Here is a 17,781-nt window from a genome sequence, read left to right on the forward strand (position 1 = left end):
TTGACCATTTCTGCTATCCTTGTTACAATAATAATTATGAAAAAATGTCTTATTTCTTTCCTATTAGTATTAGTATTACTATTCATTCCACTACCTGTAACGGCAGATAATACTTTACATATTTCAAGTAATGCTGCCCTAGTTGTTGAATTTGATACTGGCAAAATCCTTTATGCACAAGATGCTGAAAAACGACTCCCTATCGCCTCATTAACAAAAATTCTTACGGTTTATTTAACACTTAAAGAAATCAAAGCAGGAAGATTACATTGGCAAGATCAAGTTCCTATTTCAGAGTATGCCAAAAAATTATCAGAAAATCCTGAGATTAGCAATCCTACCTTCACCAAAGACTCCTACTCTGTTCAGGAACTTATTGATTCCAGTTTAATCTTCAGTGCTAATAGCTCAGCCATTGCACTGGCTGAAAAAGTCGCTGGAAGTGAACCAAAATTTGTTGATAAAATGAAACAACAACTCATGGACTGGAATATTTCTGATTTTCACATTGTCAACGCCTCTGGTTTAAACAACACCATGCTTGGAGAATGTATCTATCCTGGATCTGCTAAAACTGATGAAAACGAAATGACCGCAAAGGACCTCGCCATTATTAGTCATCATCTCATCTCAGAATTCCCAGAAATTCTAAAGACAACTTCTCAAACCAAGATGACATTTGAAGAAGAGGATTTTACCAATTCAAACCTTTTACTTTCTAGACAAGAAATGGCATATCCTGGGGTAGACGGACTCAAAACCGGAACCACCGAAAATTCAGGTTATTCCTTTATTGCCACAGCTCTACAAGATAAGATGAGAGTTATTACTGTTATTTTAAATGCTAAGGGAGAAGATTCCAGCCGCTTTTCACAAACCAAAACGCTTTTAGATTACACTTATCAAACTTTTGAAAAAAAAAGAATTCCTAAAGGACATGTTTTTAAAGAAATGGTAACCATTAAAAGAGGAAAAAAGGAAAAAATAGCTGTCAAAACAGGGGAAGAAATGATCATTGTTAAAAAGAAAAACACAGCCAAACTAAGCTTCCAACAAGACATTAAAAATTCTGCAAGTCTTGCCCCAATTGACAAAAATCACTACATTGGAAAGATTCATTTTAAAGATTCCGATATAAAACAAACTGCTTACCCCGGGAAAAAAGAGGAGACAACTATTTATACAAACGCTTTTGTTAAAAAATCCAATCTTATCGATAAGCTTTTGAGATTTTTTAAACGTTAATCATATTTTTTAATAAACTTATTAAAAAAACACTTCATGAGGTTAAGTCAAGTTTTTAGAGTAACAAACGTAGAATTTTAATCTATTTATTTTAAGCACTTACCTTTTCAAATTGATTAGGTGTAAGATACCCTAAACTTTGATGGATTCGTTTTGAATTATAAAAGGCTTCGATGTACCAGAAAATACTCTGATAGGCTTCTTCAAAGTTCTTATATTTAAATTGATACACCCACTCTCTTTTTAAATGTCCATGCCAAGATTCAAGACTGGCATTATGATAAGGGTATCCCCTTCGACTGAAAGAGTGAGTCATCCCATAATACTTAAGCAACTCTTCATACTCTAGACTCGTATACTGGCTTCCTTGGTCAGAATGAAGAATAACAGCTTCTGGATAGTCTTGTGATTTAATGGCCTTATTTAAAGTTCTTTGCACTAATTCTACAGTCATTCGCTTGCCCAAATCCCAAGCAATGACTTTTTTAGTATAACGATCCATAATGGTTGAGAGATAAGCCCATCCTTGTTGAGTAGGAATATAAGTAATGTCGGTTGACCAAACCTTATTTTTCTTTGTAGGTTCAGTCTGTATGAGATTTTTTCGATTGATGTGATCACTTAGTGAGTATCCAGGCTTAAATTTCTTAATGACTACAGACTTGAGTTGAAGTTGCTTCATTAGCTTCTGTACCAGTTTTAACCCGACTTTTTCCCCTTGTTTAAATAGAAGATGATGAATTTTAGGAGCACCATAGATTCCTCGGTTAGCATTGAAGAGTTGAGAAATTTTGAGTGACAGGTATTGTCTCCTTAATTGAGTTTTAGATGGATGTCGGTTAATCCGTTCATAATAACTTGATTCAGGAACATCAAGGAGTTGACAGCTTAGTCTGACATTGAGTGCTAAAGTTTGTATGGTTTGAGCCATATCCGCAGCACTCACTTCTTTTTCTCGGCGAATATGGTCAATACTTTTTTTAAGATGTCTCGTTCTTCCTTAACTTTAGCCAGTTGTCTTTTTAATTCTAGAAAATCAGCTTTAGAGACGGAGCTTTCATTAGATTTAGAGTAGAGGTCTATCCATTTATAAATTGTTGCAGGGGCCACGTCGTATTCTTTAGACAGCTGGGTGACGGATTGACCAGAATGATAGAAGGCGATAAGGGTTTCTTTAAATTCTTTTGAGTAGCGTTTTTTCATGTTTTTGTCCTTTGTCTAAATTATACAATAGTGACTCTAAGATTTAAGGATAACATCATATAATATCTCAGAACACTTTGAAGAAGCAATTTAGTCTCATACATCTCATGAACATCCGTTATCATTTCTGGATATTTATCTTTTGAATCACCATGAGTATAATAATTACGTGTTTGAGTCAATCTTGTTATCAGTACTTCTCTATCACAGTTCGAAAAAATTTTAGTCCGATTAAGTTCATCTATTGAATCAAATAAATTTTTTAAACGTTCGGAAAGTCTTGGCTCTTTCTTCTTGAATTTCAATCTGTTTCTAAATTTTTCTCTAATATCTTCTAAAATATGTGTATTTATAAACTCAATCAAAGATTGTTTAGCATTTTTTTCAATATCAGATAGATATTGTGGAATTTTAAAATTCTTAAAATTTCTAGAATAAACTTCTAAATTCCTAATAGCATCAATTAATTGGTCTTCTAAATATAAATCACCATGAAGATTTTTTGAAAATTGTCTCACTATAAACTCAAGTGCCTCAGATTTATCAAACCAATGATTTAAAATAAGTTCAAAGTTATCTTCAAGTTTCCTCAAAGAAATATCTTGTCGAGAATGTCCCCATTTTTTAGACTTTCTAGCATGCTGAACAAAGTACTTCCCCTTTATAATCGGCAAACGCTTATCTTCTAACATTTTATAATCAACTAGAAATTCAATATTAGTAAACGATAACGGGATATTTGATAAAATCTCAATAAATTCTTTAAATTTACGTGAAGCTTGATAGAACTCATCGAAACATCTTATACTTGAATCAGTCGAACTAAGTTTGATAAGATAATCACTTGAAAATGAAGTAGTTGTAAACGAAGAATGTAGTGTTGCCATATCTTCAAAGTTCATCCCAAGTGATTTTATTAATACTTTTGTTGACTGATATTTATCTACAGCACTCTCAAAAATAGTTTGATTATCGCCATGCTTAATGGTTACTAATGATTTTTCGATCCATTCTTCAATATGTTCAAAACTAAATTTATAGTCTTTAATTTCTTGAGAGTCTAGTTTGTTAATTAAAGATTTAAAAGATTCTGGACTGCCATCAAAATCATCAATTGCATTATAAAATACATTATATATCTTAAAATTTTTTACGCGATATTTGGTAATAGGGAATCCAGGGTAAGTAGAGGTCTGATGTTATCCTTAAATCTTAGAGTCACTATTGTATAATTTAGACAAAGGACAAAAACATGAAAAAACGCTACTCAAAAGAATTTAAAGAAACCCTTATCGCCTTCTATCATTCTGGTCAATCCGTCACCCAGCTGTCTAAAGAATACGACGTGGCCCCTGCAACAATTTATAAATGGATAGACCTCTACTCTAAATCTAATGAAAGCTCCGTCTCTAAAGCTGATTTTCTAGAATTAAAAAGACAACTGGCTAAAGTTAAGGAAGAACGAGACATCTTAAAAAAAGTATTGACCATATTCGCCGAGAAAAAGAAGTGAGTGCTGCGGATATGGCTCAAACCATACAAACTTTAGCACTCAATGTCAGACTAAGCTGTCAACTCCTTGATGTTCCTGAATCAAGTTATTATGAACGGATTAACCGACATCCATCTAAAACTCAATTAAGGAGACAATACCTGTCACTCAAAATTTCTCAACTCTTCAATGCTAACCGAGGAATCTATGGTGCTCCTAAAATTCATCATCTTCTATTTAAACAAGGGGAAAAAGTCGGGTTAAAACTGGTACAGAAGCTAATGAAGCAACTTCAACTCAAGTCTGTAGTCATTAAGAAATTTAAGCCTGGATACTCACTAAGTGATCACATCAATCGAAAAAATCTCATACAGACTGAACCTACAAAGAAAAATAAGGTTTGGTCAACCGACATTACTTATATTCCTACTCAACAAGGATGGGCTTATCTCTCAACCATTATGGATCGTTATACTAAAAAAGTCATTGCTTGGGATTTGGGCAAGCGAATGACTGTAGAATTAGTGCAAAGAACTTTAAATAAGGCCATTAAATCACAAGACTATCCAGAAGCTGTTATTCTTCATTCTGACCAAGGAAGCCAGTATACGAGTCTAGAGTATGAAGAGTTGCTTAAGTATTATGGGATGACTCACTCTTTCAGTCGAAGGGGATACCCTTATCATAATGCCAGTCTTGAATCTTGGCATGGACATTTAAAAAGAGAGTGGGTGTATCAATTTAAATATAAGAACTTTGAAGAAGCCTATCAGAGTATTTTCTGGTACATCGAAGCCTTTTATAATTCAAAACGAATCCATCAAAGTTTAGGGTATCTTACACCTAATCAATTTGAAAAGGTAAGTGCTTAAAATAAATAGATTAAAATTCTACGTTTGTTACTCTAAAAACTTGACTTAACCTCAGTCACACTTGGTTCTCCGTAAGTATTTAAAATTAAGATATTACCGTTACTAGAATACCCATATATCTTTTCTAAGTGTTTTCCAAATCCAAATGAAATATCTTTCTCCTCTGGAAATTCACCAAATAATTCCAAAATTATTTCTCTGGGAGAGTAATGTAAAATACCACTTAAGTAATTATTTTCATTAACAATATCTTCGGGCAATTCCGAAAAATAACCCTTAATTTCAAACTCTTTATCCCAAGTATAATTTTTAAATGTCATATTATCCTTCCTAACTGTTAATCAGAGATCCTTCATATTCTTTTAAATCCTGAGTTTACGATGATAGTAGCATTATTTATATTAAATCAACTTCCAATTATCATTATCCGTGTTATCAATCATAATTTTTCTACGATTACTTAAGAATTCGTCGCTCACAAAATATTGTCCTAATCGTTCTACGAACCCACATTTCTGACAAGTATAAAGATAATCTCCTCTTATTTCATTCACTAAAACTGTATTGAATTCAAATTGATTGCCACACTCATCACAGGTCATACTAAGATGGTCACTGCTAAATATTAAATCAAAAATGTTCTCTAATCCTTTATTATCATCCCCTGATAATGCTAAGATTATCTTCAAATTTCTGATATATTGGTTAAACTCTGATGTTTCCTCATCTATATCTATATATTTTTCAAAAATAGCTATAACAACCTCTACCAAATATAGTAGAATATACGGGATTTTTTGATAGTACAAGTTCCAAAACTCATCCCAAATTTTATCATCTGCAAATATAAAATTAAGATTTTGCTTCTCAGTGGGATAATTTATATTTTTAGTCACCAAATGAATTGATTTATCAAATGCACTAGTCAAACTATTTTCAGCCTTTCGATTGTATATTACATCATACAACAATTCTGGATTAAGTAATTTTTGACTAAAATCAAGTGTGCTATTTTTAGATTGAACTAGTTCCTTCGCTTTTGAGAATAAGTCAATAACAAAATCTTTCTTTCCTTTTAAATCACTAACATCATATTCTCTAGGGCTTCCATACTGCACTTTTCCTAAAAAATCATGTGGTTGAACTAGTATCCAGCCTAAATAGAACAAATTATCCTGTAAAGGCTTCCTAGCAAGTGAAAAAGCAACAGTTACCTTTCCCCTTTCTATACAGCTCAGTGATTCAAAAAGATAATAATTTAAGTCTCGTAGAATTGAAAAGAATATATGAGGGATAAAGACTTTTTCAGAAATATCTATATCCTTTTGTCTCTCTAGCTCATCAAAAAGGTCAGTTTTCTCATCTATTTCATTAGTAAATCTAAAAGACAAACTTGATAATTGATATTTATCAGCCTTAACCAATATATCAACTAAAATGTCATACAAATAAAGCATCAATTGATGGCGTTTTCTATACTTGGCTGGCAATAACTCTGAGATATATGATTCGACCAATACCACTTCCTCAATTCTTTTCATCTATCAATATTATACTCCAAAACTCTTACACTTACCTAAAACAATCCTATTAATGCACTGTTTAAGTTTTTTAAAAAAATCAAGACTTATTCTACGATTTTTTAAGTCTTGCAATCGTCAGGAATATTGTTTTAAAGCCTTTCTTAATTTACTAAATCGATTCTAAAGCTATTAAAGTGATATCAATTAGGTAAAAAATAGACAACAGCAGTATCTTCTTGAAAATTTAAAAATCTCTTTACTTGTAATAAAGTAAGACAGCTTATTGTTTTAATTTTCTACCAATAATAACTGATATATCTTAGAGAGCAATCTTTTATTACTATTGGATAAAAACAATTCTAATGGATTTCCTTGCTTATTCATAAATATCTTTACTTATATCTGCATAATTAGTAAATACTTTTTCAACCCAAACAGTTAATATCGTAGAAAACATAATCTTTTTCTCTACACTTTTTAGATAATAAAATTTAAGTAGAAGATGCAAACTAAAACAAAACCTACACAATCATTTACCGTCTAAAATATTTTCTAACATTGGTTCGATGGAACTACGCTTTAGGTCTTCTATGAGTCTCTGTGCATAGAAACGATTTACTTCCCGAGCTACATAATATAAAATCCTTGCAGCGATTTCCTTACTCAAGTAATCAAATCGCTCATCTTTTAATACATCAAACGCAAGAGATGCAAAAATATCATTTGAAGAAAAAGAGGTTGCGACTTCTTTCATTGATGGAAAAGTTTTTTGCATCAAAAATTGAGCATTTTCTGGGCTTATTTTCATAAAATTTATGCAAGCTAATTTGTAATTCCTACCTATTTCAATAAGATCTTGACATAAATCCACATCTGAAATATTATTCAAATATACCGTTATTGTTTCATCATATTCTCTATTTTGAATGTTTTCAAATATTTTTTGTTTTGAATCCTTTTGATGAAAAAAGTTCAAATGATGACTTAGTTGTTCAAGCATCTCTTCCGCGTCTCTAAATCTTAATTCTGGTTGATAAGAGGTTGCTTTTTGAACAAAAGTTCGTAGAACATGTTTTTCATTAGTCGGATTTCCAGTTAAACAAAAATTAACCACCTTCCCTAACGAATAAACATCACTCATTTTAGTTGAATTTTTTAGACCAGATATCTGTTCTGGCGCACAATAATAAAACTGCCCATAGTTATTTGTGTTCACAGTCAAATGAGAATGATTGGCAGTAGAATCTTTAGCCAATCCAAAATCAGATATCTTTATAAGTCCATTACATAAGAAAATGTTAGTTGGACTTAAATCTCTATGAATAATATCCCGAGAGTGTACTTCTGACATTATCGTCAAAATTTGAAATAACAGATTAAATATCTGATACATCTCTAAATCATTAGTCCCAATATAATCATTTAAAGTAAAATCGGCTTTCTCCATCGTATAGCTAAACTCTGACTCATCGAACACATAAACTTTAATAATCCCATTAACTTGCGATAGAGACTGCATAATTTCAAACTCTCTTTTAAAGCGACTTTTTAGAGCAGAGTCCTGTTTATATTCATTTTTCAACTTTTTCACAATTCGTTGAGTATGTTTTTGTAAATAAATATCAGCAAATCCACCTTTAGTGAGAAATGACTCATCAGCCTTCACTATTTCTTCCCCTATATGGGTATAGGCATTTATTTTTTCTTTTAACTTCTCCGCTTGCTTATTCTTAATATCATTCTTTTCAGAACTATTATCTGGAAGGTCATCATAATAGGTTAGCAAATCCTTAACTAACTTGATAAGATCTTCATCCGTAGCTTCATCAATATAGGCTTCAAATGATTTTCCTTTTGATAAACCGTATTTTTCCTGAATTTTTACACCAATCGAATGATAAGTAAATTCATCAAAAGTGCGATTTGAAAAATCCAGAACATAACCACCCTCATTAAAAAAATTTTTTATTATAGTTTTATCATGAAATGTAATTTTTGCCATCATAACCCCTTATTCTAACTTATAAAATAATTCTCAAGTTGAGTATAAAATTATTGTACTTCGATTTCACTTACTATTATACCAAATCAAATCCTACTCTATTTACCATTTCTATTTATTTAGCAACATGATACAATACTGTTCAAATAAGGAAATTATATAAACCAATAAAAAAATCTACATAGCTATGTAAGAAATATTGAGGGAAAATATCAAAGAATTCAAAAAATCTTTCTACTATTTGTAAAAAGATTTTTTATTATCTATTAACCCTAAAAGACTTGAATCAGTTGTAATTTTGCTACTTCTTATTTATCTGACACTATTCTTCTGTAATATTTTTGGTATCTAATGTATCTAAACCTAGATTTACGGAACTATCCAACGATGTAGTAATGAAAAAGTATTTTGAATCAAACTGATATCCTGCATAGCTTTGTTTATACACATCACCCTGAACCTGTATACCCACCTTATAGTAAGTGTCCGCCAATTTATCAATTACTGGTGTATCACTGAAGGACTCTATATTTTCAATATTTAAATCAATAGAATCAAAAGGCTTTGGAAAGTATACAGTTTCACTTGCAACATTATTTCCTGACGAATCAGTTCCTACTGTTGCCTTAATCGAATAGTTACTGTACAACGCTTTAATATCACCATAGTCTAATTCTTTAACCTCTTTAAGAGGTAGTGTAAAATATCTTGTGTAAACACAAAAAAGGAATAAATCCTGTATAGTAGAGTTACGACACTTCACTAGAAAGAGATTTATTCCCATGACTCAGTTTACCACAGAATTACTTAACTTCCTAGCGCAAAAACAAGATATTGATGAATTCTTTCGATCCTCTTTAGAAATAGCTATGAATGATCTCTTGCAGGTTGAACTATCAGCTTTCCTTGGATATGAGCCATATAAAAAAGAAGGTTACAATACAGGTAATAGCCGTAATGGGACCTACTCTCGACAGTTTGAAACGAAGTATGGCTTAGTCAATTTAATCATTCCAAGAGATCGAAACGGCGAGTTTTCACCAGTTTTATTACCATCTTATGCTAGACGAGATGACCACTTGGAAGAGATGGTGATTAAACTCTATCAAACTGGCGTTACGACACGCGAAATCAGTGACATTATTGAGCGCATGTATGGTCACCACTACAGTCCAGCAACGGTGTCAAATATCACAAAAGTGACTCAAGAAAGTGTCACTGCCTTTCATGAGCGTTCCTTTCAAACTAACTACTCAGTCTTGTATCTAGACGGAACTTACTTACCCTTGCGACGAGGTACGGTCAGTAAAGAATGTATTCACATTGCACTTGGTATCACGCCTGAAGGGTATAAATCAGTTCTTGGCTATGAGATTGCCCCTAATGAAAATAATGTCTCTTGGTCAGATCTTCTTAAGAGGCTACAAAATCAAGGACTTAAGCAAGTTTCTCTAGTTGTTACAGACGGGCTTAACGGTGTGGATCAAATCATCCAACAAGCCTATCCAATGGCTAAACAGCAACGGTGTCTGGTTCACATTGGTCGCAATATCTCCAGTAAGGTCAAACGAGTAGATAGGGCACCTATTCTAAATCAGTTCAAGCAGATTTATCGTGCCACAAATTTACAGGAGGCTATTAAATTATTGGAACAATTTGTTTCTGAGTGGAAACCTCGTTACAAAAAGGTTATGACATCACTTGAAACAACTGAAAATCTCCTAACTTTCTATCAATTTCCACATCACATTTGGTCTAGTATTTACTCTACAAACTTGATTGAATCACTCAATAAAGAAATCAAGCGACAAAGCAAGAAGAGGGTGGTTTTTCCAAATGAAGAAGCCTTAGAACGATGCCTTGTAAGTATTTTCGAAGACTATAACATTAAGTTCGGAGCTCGTATTCATAAAGGATTCGGAGTATGTTTTGACACACTTGATAGCTTATTTGACTAATATTCAAAAACTCTACTCTTGTGTTTACACAAAATTATTGACAGTATCCTTTAAGACGTTGTTGTATAAGTGGGAGTCTCTTGTTAATAAATTCTATATTATCTTTATTAAAACCTGGAGTTTCCTTCTCTTCAGCTGTATACTTTATGAGATCTTTTTCATAACCTTCAATTGTTATGTTTAGAGTATTTATCACATCAGCGACCTCTTCCTCTACATACTTTTTATCACTTTTTTTCGCAAAAGCAAGTATTTCATCACCTGTTTTTTCTCTGAATTCAGACAAGTCTGCATCGTAAATATGAAAAATATCAACTTTTCCAGACTGAATAGCTACAATTCTCTTAACTTTATCATCTTTTGAAATCTCGCCATCTTCATTACTATCTAGCACATCAAACCAGATGCGCTCTTTGTTTTCATTAGCTAGTTGTACAAATCCAACTGTTTTTCCTTGACTAAGTCCGTTACTTGCCGGTTGATTCGAAGAACACCCTACTAAAGTTGTTGTAGCAAAAATTCCAGTAGCCAAAAACGGTAGCAATTTTTTTGTTTTCATAAAAACTCCTTGTTATTTAATTGAGATATTGAAATCAATCCATATTCCCTATTACAAACTATTTTACCACAAATTTAGTATACAAGCTAAATTTATTGCGATATTTGATTTCAGACAGGTTATTTTCTCATAAAAATACCTGTATGATTGATTTATCAATGAGGTATTACATGAAATCAAACCATTTACAAGAATATATAGGCCAAAGAATACGGACTTTGCGGAAAGATAAAGGATTAAGCCAACAAAATCTCAGCGAAAAAGCTGGAGTTGGTATTGATTATATTTCAAACCTTGAGACAAAAGGTTCTAATATAAAGATTGATACACTTGAGAAGATTGTTAGTGCTCTAAATATTACACCATCAGAACTCTTTGAAAGTCGCGTAAATCCCCAAAATCCAAAATTAGAACTTCTGGCTGAACAATTAGCACAACTTCCTATATCAAGCCAAGAGCAACTCCTAGAAGCCTTTCAGCTACTCATTAAAACTGTTAAAGAAAAACCAAACCGCTAAGATTCAATTCCTAGCGGTTGTTTTTATTCTTTAAATTATCTTTCTTTATAATATGCCGATTTATTGTAAGAAGTATAGCGTTCTTTAGCTTTATAATATTCAAAATCAAACTTTCTATTGTCATCTGCATCAACAATAGTTATAAAATCACTATCTTCTTGCCACTGAATAAGCTCAATGGGTGTAAAAAACTTTTCAAATAAGGCTTTAAGCATTACATCACGAATCTCTTCTTTTGAAATCGAACCTGCCCATGCCCTAAAAGCTGCCTCTTTTTGCATTTCCACCAATGTTTCTTCATTTATATCCTCGTAGGAAGTTGTTTCATTCAACTTCTTTTTGTATTCTTCAAATACTTTTAAATCGTATCCACTTTTTTTAACTAAGTAAGCCCTGCACTGTTCTTCTAATTTTTCAAGAATTTCATACTGAAAAACCTTCGTCCTATTACGTTCAAAAGTTTTATACTTCGCCTTATCCCACTCATTCATCTTTATCAATTCTCTTAAAAATTTTGCACGCAAAGTTTTATTAATATTTTCCGTTTCCGGAATTTTATACTTTTGTATCATGTCATCAACAAATTTAGGTAGTGATTTTACTTTTAATTCAGTCATTTTAATTTCTCCATCTTTTAAATGTGTTTCGTTATAATTCATTGTATATCGTAATTATTGAAATGTCAATCAACAATGTACGGTTTTTGTTTATCGTTATTATGATGAATGATATAATGAAATCATAAAGAACAAGATAAATACATCGAACAACTGAAAGTTGTTAAACAGTCGGTACATAGCAAACATTTTTGTTATCTCTTTAAGCAGCAATGCTTCATATTTTCTTATTTAAATGGAGGTGCCACATGGCATTTTTTAGAAAACATAAGGGCTACAGTGCTAGTCTAGCGGATCAATTACTTTCAGGCTTAACAATCAAGCTTGCTTCTAAATGTGTTAAAGCTCAATTTGACTATGAAACAGTCGGCAAAGATGAGAATGGAAATGATATTAAAAAACGTACAAACAATATTGTTGCTAATCAAATTTTTGTAGCTACAGGCTCAGACGAACCCTTCACAGTCAAATTTCTTCTCGAACACACACCTAATTTAAATTCGTTTGAAATTGGTGATATAGTCGAATTTGAGCATCTGGAGGCTTACGAAGGAAATTATAATAAAATCTATTTCCGAGCGACAGGCATTAAAAAAGGTAAGTAATTATGGCATTTTTGATTAACAGAAGCCAAAATCAGCAAAAAGTATCAGAGGCAAATGTCTCTGATACAGCTGAATTTGGTAAAGATAGATATGCATTAGCTCAGTACATCTTGCGTAACTTGAACAATGCTCTTGATATTAATAATGAATCTTCTTATCTCAACTCGTTTGAAATCAAAATATTAAGCAATGATTCAGGATTCTTATTTATTCCAAATCTTCCCGTGTCTTATTCGATTGATACAAAGCTTTATTTTGATTTATTTGCTATTTGTTCAGGGATATTGTATCCTTTCAAAACTTTACTTCCGCAGAATAATGCTTACTTTGTTTCTTATGATACCACGAATCCAAATTTGGGACGTGCTTTCTTCTTTCCGTGGATTGACGGAGTTCCAACTCGTCTGAAAATTGATAATCTAGGAACTTTTATCGAACAGGATATAGCAGAAAACCATATTCCAATAATGGCAAACGGTATCAATATTGATATGAATACAGTTGTTCATGTAGCAATTTCAGGCTCATCAGGTTCCGGAAAAACTCATTTTGTCCGCTATCTTATTTACTGCTTAAAATCGTTCACGAATCAGATTCTATGCGTTGACCCCAAATTATCAGATATTTATTTACTGGGAAAACAGCTCGGTTTGGAAGTCTTCGCACCAACTCAAGGCTCAAATTTAAATAGTTTCATTACAGAAGTGAATGAGTTATTAGGGCAGGTTATTCAGAAGATTTATCGACGGCAAGAGATGTTGTTGACAGAGCCTAACAAGCGTTTTGAGCGTATTTATATAGTTATTGATGAATTGTTAGCTTTGGTTCAGGGGAGTTCAAAACAAGCACGGGAAACGTTCTCACAACTACTTGGAACAATTGCTTTATTAGGGCGTCAAACTAACGTAAGTTTGATCCTATTAAGTCAGCGTTTTGATGCAACTGCATTCGGTGGAAATACGGCTGTTCGTGAACAAATCAATTTGTCTGTTATTTTAGGAGAAGTAAATGCGAATACATGTCAGTTTTTACTTCCAAATACAGATGTATCCAATATCGTCGTTCCATCAGGAATTGGTACGGGTGTCATCAAGTTTACAGACAGTCAGCATCGTACACATATCATGCCACTACTCACTCCAACTTATTTTTTAGAAAAGGAAACTAATTAAATGAAACATTATTTTAACAAATACAATATTATTAATTTTTCTGCATTTCTACTATTGACAACAATTCTAAGTGAGCGACTATCGTTCTACTTAGCAATACAAATGAATCTTTCAACTTTCGTTCCTTTGGTTATTCTCGTTTTGGTACTTCGATTCATTATGATTTTTTCAGGAGCTATACTTACTTTCACAATACTTTTAGATTTTGCGAATCGTAATGCAGATTTTGATTATTTCAGAAATAGTGTCAAATCTTATTATTCAACGTGGGAAATGAGACGCTATTGCACTCAAATAAATGTAGAACCATCTTTGGAAGAATCAACTCGGTATACAAACACAAAGCAAATCATCATAAAGAAAGCTAATCGGTCAATCTTCACATTAACTGTTATTTACTACGAGAATCACGCTATTGCAACATGGAGATTACCAACTAATAGTGAAAGTTTCCAAATAATAGAACAGTTGTTACCTCAACTAAAACGAGAGCTAAACCAGTTAGATGATTCGTACTTATTCAATGATTTTATTCGCTTGCCAAATTCTCGTACGTTTCAATCTACAGCAACAAGGCGAAAATAATGGTGCGGTATGCTGCTGCCAAAGGCGAGCAAGCAGACCAGCACAAAAAACGTGAAACTACCTATGTCTAATGGTTGTGTAAGGTCAGTATTACCCTTACACAACCTCTCAGACAAGACAAATAAATTAAGGAATATATATATGACAAAAGAATTCGATTCACAATTCAAAGCGAGTTCGTTCTGTTGTACGTTAAATAATATTGACAAGCTTTTCAATCTAAGTGATAAATCATTTGAAGATAAAGATAAGTATTCAGATGAAACAAGGAAATTTGTGAAAGATTTTCGTGCCAAACTTGAAACTAACAAAACGTACTCCGATGAAGAAATGGTGGAGCATCTCATCTATCTTTGGGTAGATGGCAAAGAAGAAACTCGTTCCGCAGCTGCAAACTACGAAATCGGAGATAGTGGGAATCATCACTCACATTTGATTTTAGAAGCAAAAAATCAAGCAAGATTTTCTGCAATAAAAAAACTCTACCCAGGAATCCATGTTGAACTTACTCGCGGTACTCGTGAAGAGGTCATTGCATACCTGAATAAATCAGGTAAACATAAAGAAAAGGCTCATACAACCGTTGTAGCAATGATTAATCATGGTGTTATTGAAGCAAATCAACAGGGCAAACGTAGCGATTTGGATACAATTCAAGAGCTTCTTGAAGCTGGATTGACCCCTGAATCAATCATGCGTCAGAACCTATCCTATCGTAAGTTTTCAAAAATGATTAAGGAGCATTACTATCAAATGCAAGTTGAAAATGCTCCTCTTGTGAAAGACATTAAAGTTTATTGGCATCTAGGTAGCTCAGGTACAGGGAAGAGTTTCACTCAAATTTTATTAAAGCAAGATCACGGAAAAGACAATGTTTATGTTCTATCAGACTATGGTACAGGTGGTTTAGATAATTACACAGGCGAACCCATTTTATTCATGGACGAATTTAAAGGTGATATTGATTATCAAGCATTCTTAAAGTTATTAGACGTATATCCAAACCAGGTTCATGCACGTTACAGCAACGTTTATGCTCTTTGGGATGCTGTTCATATCTCTAGCATCTTCACTCCAAATCAGTTATATGAAATGTTAGTCCCAGAGGAGAGGCGAAAAAATGACCCCATCAAACAATTATTCCGTCGTATTCATTTTATTGTATATCATTTCAAAACAATCGATGAACAATTCAAAACGTTGACAATGACGATGGAGGAATATCATAAATTGACAAATTTAAAAATTAATTTTGAGAAGTTGTGTAAGCAATATCATCAAAATGACAAGAATACTAATGAATACAACTACAAAGAAAAGGACTGCTAGTTCAACCGATCAAAGCAAAACTAGCAATCCTACACTCGAGAAATAGCAATTATTACTACTTCTTTGCTATTATCTCACATTTTATGAGCTAAAGAAAGTGAGAGATTAAAATGATTACTCTAATTGATAAAAACGATATTATGAAATTAACTGGTTACTCAAAAAGTCAAGCTGAGAAACTAATACGTGAAGCAAAAGCTAAACTTGTCTCAGAAGGCTTTAATTGGTACAGCAATAAGCGAGTTGGTCGTGTACCGTTACGAACTATCGAGGAAATTCTAGGTTTTGAGTTATCCAATAAACATGATATAATAGCTAACGTACAAGAAGATACTGCTTTTGAAAAAGGAGTTTCAAATGGCAGTAACTAGACAACAAAATAAAAAATGGAAGGTGGATATTAGTGACGGTTACGATGCCGTAACTGGTGAGCAAAAACGTCATAGAAAAACAGATTTTAAAACACGCAAAGAAGCCGAACGATATGAGGCAGACTATCGCATCAATAAGCTACATCAAGTTAGTCATAAAGAGAAAATCTCTGTTTCTTATCTTTACTCACTCGTTAAGGAAGAAGATGAACTTCGAGGCAATAAACGAGGAACAATTGATAGTCAGGAATCTTACTATCGAGTATACATGTCCAAATACTTCAAAAATGCAGATATGCGTGCTATTTCCGTTACAGATATCAAAGAATATAGAAATTGGCTCAAAAGCCAATCAAGTGTAAAGGGTGGTACGCTGACAAACTCTCATGTGAACCAACAAATGATTTTCGTTCACAAAATGTTTGATGTAGCTGTACTAAATCGACTACGTCAAGATAACCCGTGTAATGGATTGAGAAGGGTTCCTCAACAACATAAGGAAATGGCGTATTATACTCCTGACCAATTTAAGTCATTTGACTCATTATTTGAAGAAAGTGAATACTCTTTTCAACTTTTATACCGTGTCCTGATGTATACTGGTATGCGTATTGGAGAGGCACTAGCTTTAACATGGGAAAATGTCAATCTTGATGAAAAATACATCGATGTTCGATACTCTGCGTATTATCGTAATGGTAAAGTACATATAGGAACAGTAAAGACTACACAATCAAACCGTAGAATTTACCTCCACAATTCCTTTGTCGAAGAATTGAAGCAATGGAAAGAAAATCAGTATAAGTTGCTCAGAGAATTTACTGACAATCCAAATAGTCTACAAATTTTCCAAGCAACTCCCGAGGTGCTGACTGGTCCGAATGTTTCAAATTTTCGGGTAGTTCTAAAAAAGCGAATGCCAAAAAATTTAAAACTCATTCATAATCATGATTTCAGGCACTCACATGCGGCATTCTTAGTTTCTCAGGGCTTACGGAATGGAGAAGGTAAAGACTACATTTTCTTCACTTTAATGAAGCGCTTGGGGCACAGCTCCATCAGTACTACAATAAATGTTTACTCGCATTTATTCCCTACACAACAAAAAGAAATCGCCTCTGCCTTTGAAAATTTTTAACCATAAGGCAAAACAAGGCAACGACAATTTAAAAACAAGACTCAAACCCTTGATACGAAAGGAATCTTAAAACTATTATGATGAATATGCAAAACATGATGAAGCAAGCGCAAAAGCTTCAAAAGCAAATGGAACAAAAGCAGGCTGATTTAGCTTCGATGCAATTTACTGGTAAGTCTGCTCAAGATTTAGTAACAGCTACTTTCACTGGTGACAAGAAATTAGTTGCCATTGATTATAAAGAAGCTGTGGTTGATCCAGAAGATATTGAGACCTTATCTGATATGACTACTCAAGCCATTAACGATGCTTTGAGCCAAATTGATGACGCGACAAAGAAATCTCTTGGTGCATTTGCTGGCAAACTACCATTTTAAAAACGTCAAAAGGAATGAAGGCGCCTGTCTCCATTCTTTTTTGCTTTCTAATTGAATGACATTTTGAAAGAATAGCCAAAGCATTAGAAAATAGACTCATTCATTACATTTTTGACTCATTTACCTTTAATTTATGCTATTAAATCTATACTTTATTACTTGTTTTTATTTTTTAGGGTTTGTTATACTGAAGTCGAACTAGAGCAAACGCTTAC

16 protein-coding genes and 2 pseudogenes are annotated in these 17,781 nt (G+C 33.0%); 10 read left to right on the top strand and 8 right to left on the bottom strand.

Features of this window, described 5'->3' with window-relative positions:
- The first annotated feature begins 36 nt into the window (after window positions 1–36).
- A complete protein-coding gene (gene pbp3 / locus Q9317_RS09185) occupies window positions 37–1,245 on the top strand; it encodes a D-alanyl-D-alanine carboxypeptidase PBP3 (RefSeq protein ID WP_017794608.1) in 1,209 nt (402 codons plus the stop codon).
- A 91-nt stretch (window positions 1,246–1,336) separates the two neighbouring features.
- Here the strand turns inward: pbp3 and Q9317_RS09190 are convergent.
- Both Q9317_RS09190 and Q9317_RS09195 read right to left on the bottom strand, forming a co-directional pair.
- Window positions 1,337–2,448, bottom strand: a protein-coding gene (locus Q9317_RS09190) for an IS3-like element IS981 family transposase (RefSeq protein WP_089180045.1) whose coding sequence is annotated in 2 segments (ribosomal slippage) — window positions 1,337–2,232 and window positions 2,232–2,448 — 1,113 coding nt in all. Because the reading frame shifts where the segments join, the coding sequence is not laid out codon by codon here.
- 20 nt (window positions 2,449–2,468) lie between these two features.
- Window positions 2,469–3,638: pseudogene (locus tag Q9317_RS09195) on the bottom strand (HEPN domain-containing protein); the annotation flags it as partial.
- A gap of 62 nt (window positions 3,639–3,700) precedes the next feature.
- Here Q9317_RS09195 and Q9317_RS09200 point away from each other — a divergent pair.
- Window positions 3,701–4,812, top strand: a protein-coding gene (locus Q9317_RS09200) for an IS3-like element IS981 family transposase (RefSeq protein ID WP_089180045.1) whose coding sequence is annotated in 2 segments (ribosomal slippage) — window positions 3,701–3,917 and window positions 3,917–4,812 — 1,113 coding nt in all. Because the reading frame shifts where the segments join, the coding sequence is not laid out codon by codon here.
- A gap of 56 nt (window positions 4,813–4,868) precedes the next feature.
- On the opposite strand, the pseudogene Q9317_RS09205 reads toward Q9317_RS09200, so the two are convergent.
- The 4 genes and pseudogenes from Q9317_RS09205 to Q9317_RS09220 form a co-directional block, all read right to left on the bottom strand.
- A pseudogene (locus tag Q9317_RS09205) lies at window positions 4,869–5,132 on the bottom strand (HEPN domain-containing protein); the annotation flags it as partial.
- Window positions 5,133–5,213: 81 nt separating this feature from the next.
- Window positions 5,214–6,329 carry a hypothetical protein gene (locus Q9317_RS09210; protein WP_031239302.1) on the bottom strand — a complete coding sequence of 372 codons (1,116 nt, stop codon included), beginning with the start codon at window positions 6,327–6,329 and terminating at the stop codon, window positions 5,214–5,216.
- A gap of 535 nt (window positions 6,330–6,864) precedes the next feature.
- Window positions 6,865–8,337: a serine/threonine-protein kinase gene (locus Q9317_RS09215; RefSeq protein ID WP_016356169.1), complete on the bottom strand. Its 1,473-nt coding sequence runs from the start codon at window positions 8,335–8,337 to the stop codon at window positions 6,865–6,867.
- A 322-nt stretch (window positions 8,338–8,659) separates the two neighbouring features.
- Window positions 8,660–9,121 (bottom strand): hypothetical protein, encoded by a 462-nt coding sequence (locus Q9317_RS09220; RefSeq protein WP_259458751.1) that lies wholly within the window; start codon window positions 9,119–9,121, stop codon window positions 8,660–8,662.
- On the opposite strand from Q9317_RS09220, the gene Q9317_RS09225 reads away from it, so the two are divergent.
- Window positions 9,120–10,295, top strand: a complete 1,176-nt coding sequence (locus Q9317_RS09225) for an IS256 family transposase (protein ID WP_003099060.1) — start codon at window positions 9,120–9,122, stop codon at window positions 10,293–10,295. The two genes, Q9317_RS09220 and Q9317_RS09225, sit on opposite strands and share 2 nt — an antisense overlap.
- Window positions 10,296–10,329: 34 nt before the next feature.
- Here the strand turns inward: Q9317_RS09225 and Q9317_RS09230 are convergent, their stop codons facing one another.
- Window positions 10,330–10,854, bottom strand: coding sequence for a hypothetical protein (locus tag Q9317_RS09230; protein WP_259458693.1), 525 nt, complete (start codon window positions 10,852–10,854; stop codon window positions 10,330–10,332).
- A gap of 170 nt (window positions 10,855–11,024) precedes the next feature.
- Between Q9317_RS09230 and Q9317_RS09235 the strand changes: the two genes are divergently transcribed.
- Window positions 11,025–11,372: a helix-turn-helix domain-containing protein gene (locus Q9317_RS09235; RefSeq protein ID WP_003102158.1), complete on the top strand. Its 348-nt coding sequence runs from the start codon at window positions 11,025–11,027 to the stop codon at window positions 11,370–11,372.
- A gap of 35 nt (window positions 11,373–11,407) precedes the next feature.
- On the opposite strand, the gene Q9317_RS09240 is transcribed toward Q9317_RS09235, so the two are convergent.
- Window positions 11,408–11,989, bottom strand: coding sequence for a hypothetical protein (locus Q9317_RS09240; protein ID WP_003102160.1), 582 nt, complete (start codon window positions 11,987–11,989; stop codon window positions 11,408–11,410).
- A 248-nt stretch (window positions 11,990–12,237) separates the two neighbouring features.
- Between Q9317_RS09240 and Q9317_RS09245 the strand changes: the two genes are divergently transcribed.
- The 6 genes from Q9317_RS09245 (at window position 12,238) to Q9317_RS09270 (ending at window position 17,566) form a co-directional block, all read left to right on the top strand.
- A complete protein-coding gene (locus tag Q9317_RS09245; RefSeq protein WP_003102162.1) occupies window positions 12,238–12,594 on the top strand; it encodes a hypothetical protein in 357 nt (118 codons plus the stop codon).
- 2 nt (window positions 12,595–12,596) lie between these two features.
- Entirely contained in the window at window positions 12,597–13,766 is a 1,170-nt protein-coding gene (locus tag Q9317_RS09250; protein WP_003102163.1) for an ATP-binding protein, read from the top strand.
- Between the two features lie 726 nt (window positions 13,767–14,492).
- Window positions 14,493–15,680 (top strand): P-loop NTPase family protein, encoded by a 1,188-nt coding sequence (locus Q9317_RS09255; protein WP_003102166.1) that lies wholly within the window; start codon window positions 14,493–14,495, stop codon window positions 15,678–15,680.
- Between the two features lie 110 nt (window positions 15,681–15,790).
- Window positions 15,791–16,051: a DUF3173 family protein gene (locus tag Q9317_RS09260; RefSeq protein ID WP_003102169.1), complete on the top strand. Its 261-nt coding sequence runs from the start codon at window positions 15,791–15,793 to the stop codon at window positions 16,049–16,051.
- Window positions 16,038–17,189, top strand: a complete 1,152-nt coding sequence (locus Q9317_RS09265; protein ID WP_003102172.1) for a site-specific integrase — start codon at window positions 16,038–16,040, stop codon at window positions 17,187–17,189. Before Q9317_RS09260 ends, Q9317_RS09265 begins: the two co-directional genes overlap by 14 nt.
- A 77-nt stretch (window positions 17,190–17,266) precedes the next feature.
- A complete protein-coding gene (locus Q9317_RS09270; RefSeq protein ID WP_003102173.1) occupies window positions 17,267–17,566 on the top strand; it encodes a YbaB/EbfC family nucleoid-associated protein in 300 nt (99 codons plus the stop codon).
- The last annotated feature ends 215 nt before the right edge of the window (window positions 17,567–17,781 follow it).

It is taken from the genome of Streptococcus iniae, from assembly GCF_030732225.1.
GTDB classification, from domain to species: Bacteria; Bacillota; Bacilli; order Lactobacillales; family Streptococcaceae; genus Streptococcus; species Streptococcus iniae.

Excerpts from the sequence above, each read along its gene's own strand:
- Q9317_RS09250 (WP_003102163.1), top strand. The coding sequence starts at position 12,597 with ATGGCATTTTTGATTAACAGAAGCCAAAATCAGCAAAAAGTATCAGAG.
- Q9317_RS09270 (WP_003102173.1), top strand. The coding sequence starts at position 17,267 with ATGATGAATATGCAAAACATGATGAAGCAAGCGCAAAAGCTTCAAAAG.
- Q9317_RS09240 (WP_003102160.1), bottom strand. The coding sequence starts at position 11,989 with ATGACTGAATTAAAAGTAAAATCACTACCTAAATTTGTTGATGACATG.
- Q9317_RS09230 (WP_259458693.1), bottom strand. The coding sequence starts at position 10,854 with ATGAAAACAAAAAAATTGCTACCGTTTTTGGCTACTGGAATTTTTGCT.
- Q9317_RS09225 (WP_003099060.1), top strand. The coding sequence starts at position 9,120 with ATGACTCAGTTTACCACAGAATTACTTAACTTCCTAGCGCAAAAACAA.
- pbp3 (WP_017794608.1), top strand. The coding sequence starts at position 37 with ATGAAAAAATGTCTTATTTCTTTCCTATTAGTATTAGTATTACTATTC.
- Q9317_RS09220 (WP_259458751.1), bottom strand. The coding sequence starts at position 9,121 with ATGGGAATAAATCTCTTTCTAGTGAAGTGTCGTAACTCTACTATACAG.
- Q9317_RS09245 (WP_003102162.1), top strand. The coding sequence starts at position 12,238 with ATGGCATTTTTTAGAAAACATAAGGGCTACAGTGCTAGTCTAGCGGAT.
- Q9317_RS09265 (WP_003102172.1), top strand. The coding sequence starts at position 16,038 with ATGGCAGTAACTAGACAACAAAATAAAAAATGGAAGGTGGATATTAGT.
- Q9317_RS09260 (WP_003102169.1), top strand. The coding sequence starts at position 15,791 with ATGATTACTCTAATTGATAAAAACGATATTATGAAATTAACTGGTTAC.
- Q9317_RS09255 (WP_003102166.1), top strand. The coding sequence starts at position 14,493 with ATGACAAAAGAATTCGATTCACAATTCAAAGCGAGTTCGTTCTGTTGT.
- Q9317_RS09235 (WP_003102158.1), top strand. The coding sequence starts at position 11,025 with ATGAAATCAAACCATTTACAAGAATATATAGGCCAAAGAATACGGACT.
- Q9317_RS09215 (WP_016356169.1), bottom strand. The coding sequence starts at position 8,337 with ATGGCAAAAATTACATTTCATGATAAAACTATAATAAAAAATTTTTTT.